This window comes from Streptomyces sp. SID14436, from assembly GCF_010548465.1.
Classification (GTDB): domain Bacteria; phylum Actinomycetota; class Actinomycetes; order Streptomycetales; family Streptomycetaceae; genus Streptomyces.
In genome coordinates this window covers 1-14580 of sequence record NZ_JAAGMD010000098.1, presented here as the reverse complement: position 1 = coordinate 14580, position 14580 = coordinate 1, and the positions used below count along the sequence as shown (strand labels likewise).

Annotated in this window: 11 protein-coding genes and 1 pseudogene; 6 read left to right on the top strand and 6 right to left on the bottom strand. The window is 68.2% G+C overall.

Going from position 1 to position 14580, the window contains the following annotated elements:
• Positions 1–101: 101 nt before the first annotated feature.
• The 5 genes from G3I53_RS03560 (at position 102) to G3I53_RS03545 (ending at position 3421) form a co-directional block, all read left to right on the top strand.
• Positions 102–1016, top strand: coding sequence for a helix-turn-helix transcriptional regulator (locus G3I53_RS03560; RefSeq protein WP_164332432.1), 915 nt, complete (start codon positions 102–104; stop codon positions 1014–1016).
• Positions 973–1110 (top strand): DUF397 domain-containing protein, encoded by a 138-nt coding sequence (locus G3I53_RS33570; protein ID WP_343240549.1) that lies wholly within the window; start codon positions 973–975, stop codon positions 1108–1110. Before G3I53_RS03560 ends, G3I53_RS33570 begins: the two co-directional genes overlap by 44 nt.
• Before the next feature lie 281 nt (positions 1111–1391).
• Positions 1392–2291 carry a hypothetical protein gene (locus tag G3I53_RS03555; RefSeq protein ID WP_164332431.1) on the top strand — a complete coding sequence of 300 codons (900 nt, stop codon included), beginning with the start codon at positions 1392–1394 and terminating at the stop codon, positions 2289–2291.
• 97 nt (positions 2292–2388) lie between these two features.
• Positions 2389–3045 (top strand): DUF433 domain-containing protein, encoded by a 657-nt coding sequence (locus G3I53_RS03550; protein ID WP_164332430.1) that lies wholly within the window; start codon positions 2389–2391, stop codon positions 3043–3045.
• The gene (locus G3I53_RS03545) at positions 3035–3421 is read left to right on the top strand and encodes a toxin-antitoxin system, toxin component, PIN family protein (protein WP_164332429.1); all 387 of its coding nucleotides are present in this window, start codon (positions 3035–3037) and stop codon (positions 3419–3421) included. Before G3I53_RS03550 ends, G3I53_RS03545 begins: the two co-directional genes overlap by 11 nt.
• 47 nt (positions 3422–3468) lie before the next feature.
• On the opposite strand, the gene G3I53_RS03540 is transcribed toward G3I53_RS03545, so the two are convergent.
• Genes G3I53_RS03540 through G3I53_RS03525 form a run of 4 tightly spaced genes read right to left on the bottom strand, consistent with a single transcriptional unit; the run spans position 3469 to position 11719 of the window.
• A complete protein-coding gene (locus tag G3I53_RS03540; RefSeq protein ID WP_164332428.1) occupies positions 3469–6735 on the bottom strand; it encodes a type I restriction endonuclease subunit R in 3267 nt (1088 codons plus the stop codon).
• Positions 6732–7937 carry a restriction endonuclease subunit S gene (locus G3I53_RS03535; protein WP_164332427.1) on the bottom strand — a complete coding sequence of 402 codons (1206 nt, stop codon included), beginning with the start codon at positions 7935–7937 and terminating at the stop codon, positions 6732–6734. The genes G3I53_RS03540 and G3I53_RS03535 overlap by 4 nt, the downstream gene beginning before the upstream one ends.
• Positions 7930–9570: a class I SAM-dependent DNA methyltransferase gene (locus G3I53_RS03530; protein WP_164332426.1), complete on the bottom strand. Its 1641-nt coding sequence runs from the start codon at positions 9568–9570 to the stop codon at positions 7930–7932. The genes G3I53_RS03535 and G3I53_RS03530 overlap by 8 nt, the downstream gene beginning before the upstream one ends.
• Positions 9571–9628: 58 nt before the next feature.
• Positions 9629–11719 (bottom strand): hypothetical protein, encoded by a 2091-nt coding sequence (locus G3I53_RS03525; protein ID WP_164332425.1) that lies wholly within the window; start codon positions 11717–11719, stop codon positions 9629–9631.
• A gap of 343 nt (positions 11720–12062) precedes the next feature.
• Here G3I53_RS03525 and G3I53_RS03520 point away from each other — a divergent pair, with 343 nt between their 5' ends.
• Positions 12063–12863: a hypothetical protein gene (locus G3I53_RS03520; protein ID WP_164332424.1), complete on the top strand. Its 801-nt coding sequence runs from the start codon at positions 12063–12065 to the stop codon at positions 12861–12863.
• Positions 12864–12944: 81 nt separating this feature from the next.
• On the opposite strand, the gene G3I53_RS03515 is transcribed toward G3I53_RS03520, so the two are convergent.
• Both G3I53_RS03515 and G3I53_RS33160 read right to left on the bottom strand, forming a co-directional pair.
• Positions 12945–14129 (bottom strand): pyridoxal phosphate-dependent aminotransferase, encoded by a 1185-nt coding sequence (locus G3I53_RS03515; protein WP_164332423.1) that lies wholly within the window; start codon positions 14127–14129, stop codon positions 12945–12947.
• 253 nt (positions 14130–14382) lie between these two features.
• Positions 14383–14580, bottom strand: a pseudogene (locus G3I53_RS33160) (hypothetical protein); the annotation flags it as partial.

The window sequence follows — 14580 nt, the reverse complement described above, 5'->3', positions numbered from 1 at the left end:
CGTCGGATCGCCCTACGCTCGACAGGAGGCGCAGGCTTACCTTTCAGGCCATAAGGAACGGAAGTGACGCTTTGGCCAACAGAATTGACCCCAGTGCGTCGATGGCGGCGCTGTTCGGTGCGCGGGTGCGCAGGCTCCGCACGGCGGCCGGACTCACTCAGGCCGAACTCGGCGCCAGGATGCACGTGGTGAGCACCCGGATCACGCAGATCGAGCGGGCGTCGGGAGCGAAGCCGACACTGGAGCTGGCGCGTGCGCTGGATGCGGCTCTCGGCGCGGACGACCTCCTGGTCGAGCTGTGGCCGTACGTGTACCGGGAGGCGTTTCCGGACTGGTCGCGGAGGTTCATGGAGTACTCGGAGTGGGCGGTGGCCATCAGGCAGTACGCGGCTCATGTGGTGCCGGGTCTGTTGCAGACGGAGGACTACGCGCGGGCAGTTCTCGGTCTGGACGCTTTGCTGGACGGTGAAGAGCAGTTGGAGGAGCGCTTCAACGCCCGCATGGGGCGGCAGGAACGGCTGAGCTCACCCGGCCGTCCGGAACTGTGCGCGCTCCTGGACGAGGCGGTACTGAGGCGCCCGATCGGCGGGCATGCCGTGATGCGGAAGCAGTTGGCACGACTGCTGGATGCTGCCGAGATGCGTCACATCACTGTGCAGGTACTTCCGTTTGACCAGGGTGGGCATGAAGCCATGGGTGGCTCGCTGACGGTCTTGATCATGCCGGACGGGTCGGAAGTGGCCTACACAGAGGGCGCGGACTACGGCCAACTCATCGAAGAGCCAGTCAATGTCAGTCGCTACAAGGTGATTTACGATCGGCTGCGGGCGGCAGCCCTGCCCCCGACCATGTCACTCGACATGATCCGGTCCACGATGGAGGGGAACTACCGTGGCGCAAATGTTCCGTCCCGACCTGACCGGCGCCGCTTGGCGCGAGAGCAGCTACAGCAATCAGGCGGGGGGCGATTGCGTGGAGGTGGCCGACGGATTCCCCGGCGTCGTCCCCGTCCGTGACAGCAAGGTTCCGCACGGTCCGGCACTGTGTTTCGAAGCCACTTCTTGGACCGCCTTCATAGGCGAACTGAAGGCGGAACCCCACCGTCCCTGAGTAGGCCGGGCTCCGGTCGCTGTCCGTCTTCCGGGCCCACCGGTTCCTCGTCCGCGAGGGCCCGGTGGGCCACTGACCTCCTCAAAGAACCAGGGGAAAGAACTACCCGCCCGCCCACCCACCCCGCCGAAAAGCCCGCGTCACCCGGACGGGTGACTAGCTTGCAGGCGCGGGTCACGGGCGGTTACGTTCGCCGCACCCACCGCAAACAGATACGGCCCCCGGCCGGGAGTGGCATCCCGAACGAGGGCCTGACCGATCAGGAAGAAGCAACCTTCCCGATGGCTGACTCGCAGTCTAACGCGCGCCCGCGCGCCGACGCCGGGGCTCCGACCTCCGGCGTGATCCACGTACGCACCCGGCTCACCGCCGACTTCACCGTGATCTCCAACGCCCTCGCGCAGCGGCGCGGCAGCGCGGTCACGGTCGGCGTCGCGGTCTACATCCTCTCCCTGCCCACCGGCACCCCGGTCAGCATCTCCGCCCTGTGCGCGCACTTCACCGAGGGCGAGATCCTGATCTCCCGGGCGCTGCGGGAGCTGGAGGCCGCCGGATACCTGGAGCGACGCCGGGAGCGTCTGCCCTCGGGGCGGATCCGCACCCGGACGTACTTCTACGACGTCCCCGGCGGCACTCCCCAGCCGGGCCCGGACGAGTCCCCGCAACCGCCGAAGCCGCCCCGGCCCCGGCAGCCGCCCGCAGCCGAGCAAGCTGTCCCCTCTCCGGCAGCTACGCAAGCAGCTCCCGTACCCACTCCGGACCAGCCGGAGGAGCTGGCATCGCTCTCCGACGCCGACCCGCAGGCGGTCGCCGTCCTGGCCTCCCTCCGCCGCGTCGATCCCCGGCTCGTCCTGTCCGAACGCGAGGCCGTGCGCCTGGCGCCGGCCGTCACCGCATGGCTGGCGGCCGGTGTCGCGCCCTCCCGGATCACCGCGGCGCTCACGACGGGACTCCCCGACCGCTTCCTGACCCGCCCGGCGGGCATCCTCGCCTTCCGCCTCCGGGAGACCCCGTTGCCCGTGCCGCCCCCGGATCCGCTCCCGCCGCTCCCCGACCGCCCGGCCGCGCTGCCGTTCCAGACCTGCGACGGCTGCGAGCGCGCCTTCCGCGCACCGGAGCCCGGACACTGCCGGGACTGCCGAGGCCACCTCGTCGGGGGTCTTCTTCGTGCGGCCGGCTGAGCAGAAGGGCGCGTGTGCGATCACTCGCCGGACGGGAGACTTGATGTGCGACGATGCGAGATCCGCCGGCGGACACGACAGACGGAGGAGGTGGGGCATGGTCGACCGGTTTAGGGACGGACTTCTGACTCCCACGGAAACAGCTTCTCACCTGCAGATTCCGCAGTCGACGCTGCTCTCGTGGCTGAAGAGCAGGGCCGCCGGGGCGCCGCTGGTCCACCAGGTGGAACCACTGCGCAGGGGACAGCCCTCGGTGCCGTTCATCGCGGTGGCCGAGGCACACGTTCTCCGTTCCCTGCGCACCCTGGGACTGCGAATGAGCGAGATCAGGGAAGCGGCTGCCGCCGTACGGGATGCCTTCGACACCCCCTACGGCCTTGTCTCGAAGCGGATCGCGACGGATGGCGTGGACATCTTCGTCGAGCACGGACTGGGGGACCTTCGCAGGGCCCGGGACGGTCAGGCCCCCATCCACGAAGTGGTCTCCGACTATCTCCGCTACCTGAACTGGGGACCCGACGACGACTTCCCCACCAGTCTGCGGCTCAGGCAGTACCCGGAGTCCGTCCCCGTCGTGATCGACCCGAGGTTCGGGCATGGAAGGCCCGTCGTGGCCGCGAACCGTGTCGCGGTCAAGGCCATCACCGACCTCTGGGAGGCCGGGGAGAGCGTCGAGGACATCGCGTACGACTTCGACATGACACCCGAGCAGGTCGACGCGTTGTGCCGGGCAGTGGTGCTTCTTGCCGCCTGAGTTCTTCCTCGACCGTAATCTCGGACGTCGCGTCGCGGAAGGACTGAGGGCGTGCGGCTGGATCGTTCACTGCATCGGGGACGTCTTCCCCGACGACGCACAGGACATCGCTGACGAAGACTGGATCGCTCACGGTCTCGACCAGTCATGGGTGCCGATCTCGAAGGACGGCCGGATCAAGAGCAGGGACCTGGAGATCCAGCCGGTGCTGGAGCGAGAAGCGGTGCTCTTCTACCTCGACAACCAGCAACTTCCCAGCGCTGAGATGGTCGGGCGGTTCGACACACACCGTGAGGCCATCCACCGGGTCGTGGCCAGGGGTGGCCCCGCGGCCTACGCGGTGCGACGCGACCGCATCGAGCGCACCTGGCCGTGACGTGCGTGACGGCCCGGACCTGGTCCCGGACCGTCACGCACGCGCAGCTACTTCTCCTTCGCGCCGGGCGCCCACAGGGCGGCCACGATCTCCATCTGCTTGAGGACGAGGTCCACCGCCTCGCGCTCCTCCTCCGGCGGGTAGTCGAACATCGCCAGCACGCGGCGGATACGGGTGCGCAGCTTGGCGCGCACGGGTTCACGGGACAGCCAGTCGACGGAGAGGTTCTTCCGGATGTCCTTCACCAGGGCCCTCGCGATCTCGGCGAGGGTGTCCTGGCCGCCCTCCATCAGCTCGGCCATGTCGCGGTGGGCGACCGCGTCGTAGAAGGCCAGCTCGGCGTGGCTGAGCGGCGGGTCGAACTGCTCGCCGCGGCGGGCCTCCGCCGACACCTCCCTCGCCAGGGCGGCGAGTTCGGCGATGACCTGGGCGCTGGTGAGCTGCTGGAGCATGTACCGCTTCATCAGGTCGTCGAGGCGCTGGGCGAAGCTCTCGTTCCGGACGACGTTGTGCTTGGTCACCTCGCGCATCTTCTGCTGGATCATGCGCCGCAGCGCCTCGGTGACCAGGTGCGGGGTCTCGGAGTTCTCCAGCTTGCGCAGCTGCGCCTCGTTGATGCGGGTGATGTCCAGCCGGCCGATGCCCGCGTCCGCGTACAGGTCGGTGATCTCGTCGGCGTCGACGACCGAGGCCGCCAGGGCTTGCAGATAGCGCTGGACCTCGGCACTGAGCGGCTGCCCGCTCGCCTCGCGCTGGGCGGCATCCAGCTTGATTATCCAGGCCCGGACCTCGCTGAAGAAGGCGATGTCACGGCGCCAGTCGTCCAGGTCCTCACAGCGTTCGGAGATCTCGCGGCTCATCGCACAGACGCGGTAGAAACGATCGAGCCGGGCGGCGCTGTCCTTGAAGCGGACGGAGAGTGGCTTGGCGCCGGGCTCGACCTGGTTGCCCGGGTTCTTCGGGTCGCGCAGGAAGTCGGCGGTCAGGCGCAGGGCGCGCTTGCGGGAGTCGGGGCGGCCGGTGTCGGCGAGCCACTGCCGCCAGTGGCATCCGGCGAGCAGTCCCTTGATGGTGGACAGCTCGTTCTTGACCTCGGTGATGGCCCGCTCGATGTCCGCACCGAGCGTCTGGTCCTTGCGGTCCTGGTCCGAGTACTCGCGCAGGGCCTTGGCGAGGTTGTCGGTGAGCGGCGCGTAGCCGACCAGGAGGCCGTCCTGCTTGCCCCGGAAGCGGCGGTTGACGCGGGCCAGGGCCTGCATCAGGTTGGCGCCCTGCATGGGGCGGTCCATGTACAGGGTGTGGATGGGCGGTGCGTCGTAGCCGGTGAGCAGCATCGAGTGGACGATGAGCAGCTCCAGCTCGTCGTCCGGGTCCTTGGCGCGGGCCTGGACGACCTTCTGCTGGGAAGGACGGAGAGCGTGCTTGCGCAGGTGCTTCTCGTCGGAGGGGTCGCTGTGGAAGACGATCTTCATGACGCCCTGGTCGGGTTCCTTGCCGACCCACTTGGGCCGCCGCTCGGCCAGCGCGTCGAAGAGGGACACACAGATGTCCCGGGTCATGCACACGACCATCGCCTTGCCGGGGCCGCCGAGGTCCGGCTTGACCAGTTCCCGACGTGTCTCCCAGTGGGCGATCAGGTCGTCGGCGAGCGTCGCTATCCGGTCGGGGGCGCCGTAGACGGTGTTCATCGCCGTGGCGAACTTGATGGCGCGGCGACGCTCGGCGTCGTCCATGCCCTCGGTGAGGGCGTTGGCCTGCTCGTCGATCTTGCCCGGCTCGACGTCCTTGGGCAGGTCGACCTCGATGACACGCGGCTCGTGGAACACGCGGACCGTGGCCCCGTCGTCGACGGCCCGCTTCAGGTCGTAGACGTCGATGTACTCGCCGAAGACGGCACGGGTGTCGGCGTCGGCCTTGGAGATCGGCGTGCCGGTGAAGGCGAGCAGGGTGGCGTAGGGGAGGGCGTCGCGCAGGTGGCGCGCGTAACCGTCGAGGCTGTCGTAGTGCGAGCGGTGCGCCTCGTCGACGATCACCAGAATGTTGCGGCGCTCGGAGAGGAGGGGGTGGGACTTGCCGGCGTCCTTCTCCTCCTTGCTCAAGCCGAACTTCTGGAGGGTGGTGAAGAGGATCCCGCCGACGGTGCGATCCTTTAGCGCGCTGCGCAGCTCTTCACGCGTGTTGAACTGGTGGGCCTTCTGTTGGAGCAGGGTCTCGCTGTCCCGGAAAGTGTTGTAGAGCTGGTCGTCGAGGTCGGTGCGGTCGGTGATGACGACGATGGTGGGGTTGTTCAGTGCCGGGTGGCGGTAGACGAGCCCCGCTGTCTCCACCATCTCCTCCGACTTGCCGGCACCCTGCGTGTGCCAGACGACACCGGCCTGCCCGGTCGAGCGAGACGCCTCGACGACCGCGTCCACCGCCTTGTTGACCGCGAAGTACTGGTGCGGCTTCGCGATCCGCTTGCCGGAGAGAGGCTCGCCCGGCTTGGGCGGGGGGAAGTTGACGAAGTTGCGGGTGAGGGAGAGGAAACGCTCCTGGGTGAACAGGCCGTGGAGTGCCAGGGTGAGGGCGTCCACGCCGTCGTAGCCGGGCGCGTTGGTGTCGACGCGCTCGCCCTCGTGGTCGACGTTCCAGGGCGCGAAGTGCTCGTACGGCGTGAAGACCGTGCCGTACTTGGCGGTTATGCCGTCCGAGACGAGGCAGAGCACGTTGTAGCGGAACGCGATCGGAAACTCCGAGACGTAAGTCTGGAGTTGGGCGTGCGCCGACTTGAGGGTCGCGTTTTCGTCAGAGGCGCTCTTCAGCTCGACGACGGCGAGGGGCAGGCCGTTGACGTAGAGGACGACGTCGAAGCGGCGGTGGCTGCCGTCGGTCTCCCGGACGGTGACCTGGTTGACGGCGAGGTAGCTGTTCGTGTCGGGGTTCGTAAAGTCGACGAGACGGACGGTCGGAGTCTGCTCGGCGCCGAACTCATCGACGTAGGTCAGCCGGATGCCGGTGGTCAGGTACTCGTGCGCCTGCCGGTTCTCCGAGTACGCCTCGCGGGAGGTGGGATCGGTGGCGATACGGAGGGCCTCCTGCACGGCGGCTGCGGACAGTTCCGGGTTCAGCTTCCCGATGGCTGCTTCCAGCTCTTCGTGCAAGATCAGGTCGTCCCAGTCCCGGCGGTGCCCGATGCCGGGGGCGAGATCCTTGCCTGCCTTGACCTCCCACTCCAGCTCGCGAAGCTCCTCAAGGGCGAGGTGCTCCCACGTGGCCTCGGTCATCTTGGCGTCGAGGTGGGCGGGGATGTGCCCGCTGCCGCTCTCGGCGGTCATACAGCGTCCCCCACGATCTTCTCAGCGTCACGGATGCGAAGCTTGCCGGACATCAGTTGCGGGAGGAGGGTGTCGCGAAGAGCAGTGAGGGTGCGGTTTTCGGCCGCACCGCCCACCAGTCGTTTATGGAGCGGCGCCGTAGCGGATTCAAAGGAAGACACCGCCTCCTCGCTTGGAATTTCCACAAGAAGTGTGGCCAAGTCGCTCTTGTTCAAATGCGCAACAGTTGTGCCAGTTTTGTAGCTTTCCACTAGCGCCAACGGGCCACGCATTGCCTCCCGACATAGAGGGCTTCCACCCCCGATTCGCGAGCGGACATGCATAACTCGCTGATTGAGCAATGCCTCCTCTCCTAGCCAAAATACTGGCCGGAATTCGGCATCCATCCCCGCCACCACATCGCCCGTTGCGACTAGGGTTTCTTTATCGAGTCGTTGCGTGGTCCATACTTTTGGGGTGAAAGTCTTCAGGTCACGGATGCGAAGTAGAGGTCGCCCGGTATTCTCTGAGCTAAATTCCGAGGATTTGAAAGGTGCGCCGAAAGTGATACTCAGGACGTCAATTAGAGAGGTCTTTCGGCTGCCCGGCTCGCGCAAATGAATGTCCCACAGCTCTTGGATCAACTCGTCGGTAGTGGAAGCGATGCGCTCGTTTGCGACGACCTTGTTGTCTAGCGCGCCCAATACAGCGGCGATCCCTTCCTGCTCGCGGCGAGGCGGCAAGGGAACGAGCAGCTTTCGGATCGACGTCAGCGGGGTCGCGATACCGGGAACTCCAACCGTCGAGGCATTGGCGAGAATCGATCGCTGCCCCTCGGTCGACCGAAACCAATAATAATAGAACTCCGGCACAGCGGTGGACTCATCGAGCCGTGTCTTGACTTGGCTTGACCCAATTACATACCGATTGAATCGGGGCTCCCGTGGAATCATTGAAACCTGTCCGATGGTTCCACGGTGCGTGAAGATCAAATCGCCAGGATCGACATTGGCTGACATGATTTCATCAGCCTTCTCGTTGGTGATGAATACGAAGTCGTCATCAATGAAAATTCCCCGTGCCAAGTTGACTCCGCGAACGACTGGAACCCCAGTGTTCACATAGTTTTCCTTAGTGATCTTGGAGCCGAATGGTCCCATGGAGAAGGCTGATTTCTCCTGTGCGGCGATCTCTTGATACTCGACATAGCGCCACTCAGTCATCGATCCTCCCCAACTGCTCCCGCACCACCGCGTCCAGCCGTGCCGACTCGTCCAACTGCGCGAACAATTCCTTCGTCAGCCGTGCAATCCGCTCCTCCACCGGCTCCGCGTCCGGGTCCTCCTCGACCTCCGCCGCCCCCACGTACCGGCCCGGGGTCAGCACGTAGTCGTGCTTCTCGATCTCCTCCAGCGTCGCGCTGTAGCAGTAGCCCGGGACGTCCTCGTACGTGAGGCCCTTGTCCTTCGCGGACTTCGTGCCGCGCCACGCGTGGTACGTGTCGGAGATCTTCTCCAGGTCCTCGTCCGTGAGGATCCGCTCCGTGCGGTCGACCATCGTGCCCATCGCGCGCGCGTCGATGAACAGGACCCGGCTGCGCCGGTCCTCCAGCGCCTTCGCGTTCTGCGGGGACTTGTCCTTCGTCAGGAACCACAGGCATGCCGGAATCGCCGTCGTGCGGAACAGGTTGCCCGGCAGCGCGATCATGCAGGAGACCAGGTCGGCCTCGACCATCGCCGCACGGATCTCGCCCTCGCCCGACTGCTTCGACGACATCGAACCGTTGGACAGCACCACGCCCGCGCTGCCCCGGTCACCCAGCTTGGAGACGATGTGCTGGAGCCAGGCGTAGTTGGCGTTCGACTGGGGCGGGGTGCCGTACCGCCAGCGCCGGTCATCCGACTTCCGCGCCCAGTCGGACATGTTGAACGGCGGGTTGGCCATCACGAAGTCGGCCTTGAGGTCCGGCAGCTTGTCGTCCGCGAACGTGTCCGCCCAGCGGTCGCCGATGCCCTTGGGGTCCATGCCGTGGATGGCGAGGTTCATCTTGGCCAGGCGCCAGGTGCGCTCGTTGGCCTCCTGGCCGTAGATCGCCAGGTCGTGCGTGTGGTCCTTGCCCTTGCGCCGCTCGACGAACTTGCCGCTCTGCACGAACATGCCGCCCGAGCCGCACGCCGGGTCGTAGACCCGCCCCTCGTACGGCTCCAGCACCTCGACGATCAGGCGGACCACGCTCGCCGGGGTGTAGAACTCGCCGGCCCGCTTGCCCTCGGCACGGGCGAAGCGCTCCAGGAAGTACTCGTACGTCTCGCCCAGCACGTCCTGCGCCGGACGGTCGCCGTGCCCCGTGAAGCGGGCGTCGCTGATGAGGTCGACGAGTTCCTTCAGGCGGTTCTGGTCGACGTTGTCGCGGTTGAAGATCTTCGGGAGGACACCGGTGAGGGCCTTGTTGGCCTTCATCACCTCGTCCATGGCCGCGTCGAGGAGCGCGCCGACGCCGCCCTCCGCGCTGGCCGCGTTCTCCGAGATGTAGTCCCAGCGGGCGGTCGGGGGGACCCAGAAGACGTTCTTCTCGGTGTACTCGTCCTTGTCCTCCAGGAAGGCCGCCCGGCGGTGTTCGGGGATCTGGGCCAGCTCGGGGTCGGCGGCCAGTTCCTCGCGGCGCTCGGTGAAGGCGTCGGAGACGTACTTCAGGAAGACCAGGCCGAGCACGAACTCCTTGTACTGGGCGGCGTCCATGGAGCCGCGGAGCTTGTCCGCGGCCTTCCACAGGATGTCCTGGATCTCCTTGGTGCTGGAGACACTGAGCAGTTCGCCCTGTCCGGGAGCTGCTGCGGCTCGCTTGCGGGGAGGCATCGTTCCTTCTTCCGAGTGGTGGGTGGATGGGCGTGGACGGTTTCGTACGGCGGCCGGGTCAGGTGTACGGATCGGCGAGGGTGAGCGTGCCGTCCGCCAGGCCGGCGACCGTCAGGTCACGGGCCTCGGCGAGGGCGTCGGCCTGGGCGCGCAACATGCGCTCCCGGTGCTCGGCCTCCGCCAGCAGGGCGTCGAAGCGCAGCACCTCGTCCGGTTCGAGGTCGGGGAGCTGGTACTCCTCGACGCGGCGGGCGGGCCGTACCGCGCTGGGACTGCGGCCGGTGCCCCGGGCGGCACCCAGCAGGGCCGCCAGGACCCGTGGGGTCAGCGGGCGGAGGACGTCGGGATTGACGCGCAGGACGCGGGCCGGGAAGGCGACCACCGAGAACCCCTCGTGATCGACGTACAGGCCGAGGCGGGGCGTGAGGGTGTAGACGACGTCACCGGGTTCGGTGAGTGCCACCCGGTCGTACTCGGCGGCCAGGACCAGCCGGTCGATGCGGCGCGCGCCGACGGCTCGTTCACCCGTGAGCTCCTCGGGGCCCAGGACGGTGTGGTGGCCGTCCGCCGTGAGGTGCCGGTCGTCGACGCGGTGGCCGGGGAGCTTGACCACCCTGCGCCCGGTGATCAGCCTGCCGAGGGTGATGCGCCGGGGCAGCCGGTCGACGCGACGCAGGACGTTTCCCCGGTAGGGGCCCTGCCCGTCCTCGTACGCGCGGGCGTCCGCCGCCGCGCGTTCCAGGTGCGCCTCGGCCTCGGCGATCAGGGCGGGGCGTTCTTTGACCTTGTCGGACCAGATCACGGAGACCGGCGGCGCCGGCGGGGTCAGCGGGCCGCCGAAGGCCCGGTCCAGGTTGGCGACGGAGACCACGCGGCCGTAGCGCGGGTCGTGGCCGTCGAGCGTCCGGAAACCTTCCGCGCGCCAGAGGAGGACGTCCTCGGCGAGCCGCACGCGCACGTCCGCCGTGAGCTGCTCGGAGCTGATGTCGGCCAGTAAAACCTTGCCCTCCGCCTCGGCGACGGGACTGCGCGTGAGCGTCCACAGAGCTGGGCGGTAACCGGGGCGGAAAGGCAGCACCCCGCCGGGGAGCGCGATGACGGACTCGACGATGTTGCGGCGCAGGAGGGCCGAGCGGAACTGGGACGCCTCGGTGTCCTTCAGTCCATCCACAAGCGCGTCGGCCGGACCCAGGACGACAGCCGTGCAACCGGGACGCAGGAGTTCGGCGACGTACTCGACCTCAGTCAGGGCGGTGAGCACGGAACGGCTCTCACCGGGGCGGTAGGGGAGCTGGGTAACGACGATGTCCGGGTCCGCGAGGTGTTCCTCCAGGTCGGGGCCAGTCTGCACGTCGAGGTCGAGTTCGCTGACGCCCGCGAGGAGGAGGCGGCGGCGCGTGATGCGGACCAGCCGTTCGTCGGTGTCGGCGGCGAGGACGGTGACGCGCTCGCGGTCGTCCGTGTCGTCGAGGAGCGTGGCGAGCAGATCGCCAGCGCGGGCATGCGGGTCGGCGAGGACAAGGGACTCGCCGTGCTCCAGCCGGACGCGGAGGTCGGTGAGCTGGGTGAACAGACGGCCCAGCTCGGGGGTGACGGCGTCGGCGGCGAGGGAGTCCAGACCGAGCCGTGAACGGGCAGCGAGCAGCCACTCGTACGCACCCCGCTCATCGTAGGCGGCCTCGACCAGATCCTCGGCTAGACGGATCAGCGGGGCCGCGGTGGCGTCGAGGGAACGCAGCTCCCAGAGGGCGAAGTCGTCCTCCGCGTCGATCCGCTCGGCGCGGTGCAGCACGGCGGACCACAGGGCGTCGTCCGCACCGGCGTCGGCCGGGAGACCGTCCGTGCTCTCGGTCAGCGGTCGGCCGTCGAGGTGGCGCAGGCACAGCAGGCTTCCCAGCGTCTCGACGAGTTGCCACGACGTGAACCGGTCCCGCAACGCGATGATGCCGAACAGGGCCAGCTCGGACCGGAGCTCCTTCGGGTCGGCGTTGCCCAGACCGGACGTGACCAGCCACTCGGCCACCTGCGTACCGTCGAACAGCGGCCTGCCCGAGCTCTCGGAGACGGCGACGGGGAAGTCCCCGTGACGCCGGCGCCAGGTCGACACCACGGGACGCTTGACCCGCGCGAACGCGGCAATGTCCGACATCGACACCAGAACGCGTGCCGACGAGCGTAGTGTCGTGTCCGGTGAATCGGAGATCACGCTGTTCGCCCCCTGCCCGTCCATCGGCCCGGCTGTCGAGCCGGCTCCCGCCGCGGCTTCGTCTTCCTTAACGGACGCCCGCCCGCCCCGCAGAACGATACGACGGTCTGCGGCAGTGTGAGGCTCAATTGTTGATAACGGGGATTATCAACATCACAGATGCTTGTCATCGCCTCCCTGACCATGGCCCCACCGCCTGGGCGGCTGGATGACAGCGGCCCGGAGGGCCTTGGTCATTAGCCTGCTTCGAGGGAGCCCGGCGGCCGCCGGGACAGGGGGACACGCGATGGGTGATCTGGCGAAAGCAGTGGCGAAGCTCGAAGAGGAGACCAGGGGCGTCCGTGAGCTGCGGCAGATCGTGGAGCGTCTCGACACGGAAATAGCGGCACGCATGGACGAGATCGAGACGATCGGCAGCGCCCTCCTCGAGCTTCACGGCGATCTCGACAACCAGATCGCCGAGTACGACTACATGGCCGTCGAACAGTCCCTCTCGTCCCTGCGCGGACTGGTGGACGTGGAGGAGGTCCTCCCCGACATCGACGCCGTGCTGCTGCTCACCGCGCTGCGAGACGACACCCCCGTGCCCGACCTCAGCCTGCCGCTGTCGTCGTTCGAACGCGACGACGTCGGGGAGCATCCCCGTCTCACCCAGGAGGACCTGGACCGCGCGTTCGAGGCCGCCCTGGCACGGGCCGATCAGCGCTGGGAAGAGATCTGGGGCGACCACGCCTGGGCTGACGCCCACGAACGGGACTCCCAGCGGGCCGACGATCGGGCCGAGGCCAGGCAGGAAGCAATCAAGGACCGCGCCGGCCGGGCCGGCAACCACGTCATGGAACTCGTCGACCACATCGGTGACACGCTGTGGCCCGACCTCGTGGAGGCGGTGGAGGCCGGCGACCGGGGGCGCGCGGTCCGGGTGCTGGCGGAAGCATGCGCGGCGGCACGGGAGACCGAGCCCGCCTACAAGCTGTACGAGGTCAACCTCTCCCTGCAGTACGAGTCGTCGCCCATGTCCCTCGGTGCCATGGGCGAGGCCCTGAGCGACTTCGAGACATGGCTGGGGTCGCCCAGAGCTGAGTGACCAGGAGCGTGAGGAAGCCCAGCGCGACGGATCGGTGCACGAGGGCACAGCCTCACGCACCGGCATGGAAACGGTTCTTGCTCAGCGGGCCCCCGCGCCCTTCAGTCGCCGCGCCGCCTCCTCCAGCACGGACGTCTGCTTGCAGAACGCGAACCGTACGAACGGCGCCCCCGTCTCCCGGTGGTCGTAGAAGACCGCGGTCGGGACGGCGACGACGCCCGCGCGTTCCGGGAGGGCCCGGCAGAAGGCGATGCCGTCGGTCTCGCCCAGGGGGCGGATGTCGGCGGTGATGAAGTAGGTGCCGGTGGGGCGGTAGACCGAGAAACCCGCCTTCTCCAGCCCGGCGGCGAGGAGGTCCCGCTTGCCGCGCAGGTCGTCCCGCAGCCCCGTGAAGTACGACTCGGGCAGCGCGAGCGCCTCCGCGACCGCGTACTGGAAGGGTCCGGCGGAGACGTAGGTCAGGTACTGCTTGGCCGAGCGGACGGCGGTGATCAGTTCGGGGGATCCGGTGACCCAGCCGACCTTCCAGCCGGTGAAGGAGAAGGTCTTGCCGGCACTGGAGATGGTGACCGTGCGGTCGCGCATGCCGGGGAAGGTCGCCAGGGGGATGTGTTCGGCGTCGTCGAAGACGAGGTGTTCGTAGACCTCGTCGGTCACGACGAGGAGGTCCCGTTCCACGGCCAGCTCGGCGATCGACGCCAGCTCCGCGCGGGTGAGGACCGTGCCGGTGGGGTTGTGCGGGGTGTTGATCAGCAGCATGCGGGTGCGGTCGGTGACGGCGTCGCGCAGTTCGTCGAGGTCGAGCCGGAAGCGGCCGTCCCGGGCGCGCAGGGTGACCGGGACGCGGCGGCCGCCCGCCATGGCGATGCTGGCCGCGTAGGAGTCGTAGTACGGCTCCAGGGCGATCACCTCGTCGCCGGGTTCCACCAGGGCGAGCAGGGCGGCGGCGATGGCCTCGGTGGCGCCGGCGGTGACCAGGACCTCGGTGTCGGGGTCCGGGGTGAGGCCGTAGCGGCGCTGCTGGTGGGCGGCGACGGCGGTGCGCAGTTCGGGGATGCCGGGGCCCGGCGGGTACTGGTTGCCGCGGCCGTCCCGCAGCGCGCGCACGGCGGCCTCCCTGACCTCTTCGGGACCGTCGGTGTCGGGGAAGCCCTGGCCGAGGTTGATCGACCCGGTGCTCAGGGCCAGGGCGGACATCTCGGCGAAGACCGTCGTCCCGAACTCGGCGAGGCGGCGATTGAGGAGGGGGCGCGCGCTGGAGGTCATGGGCCATCCTGCGCCGAAGCCCGGACCTTCCTCAAGCGGGGCAGCCGTGGGCGTGGTGCGGTGCCGGGGGCCGATACCGGAGGTGTGCGCTCCGGAAACCCCTCCCTGTTTTCCACCCTCAGAACTTCCTCAACTCTGCTTTGGGCCGTGACGGCATCGGGCATCTCCCGCTCACACGCGTGAGCGAGGCACCCACGGGGGGCGCTTCGGGGGATCACGGGGGAACTGGGAGGAGGGGCCTCATGGAAGCCCTCTACTGGGTCGTTGTCATGTTCGCGATCATCGGGGTGGTCGTGCTGTTCGGCACCCTGACATCCGGCGGAGCCCGGCGGGCCGGGCCCGCGTCCGGGCGGCGGCGGGAGAGCTGGTGGGCGTCGGGGGACGGCGGGGGAGGCTCCGCGGGGTCGTCCTGCGGGGGGAGCGGCTCGTCCTGCGGAGGCGGGTCGTCCTG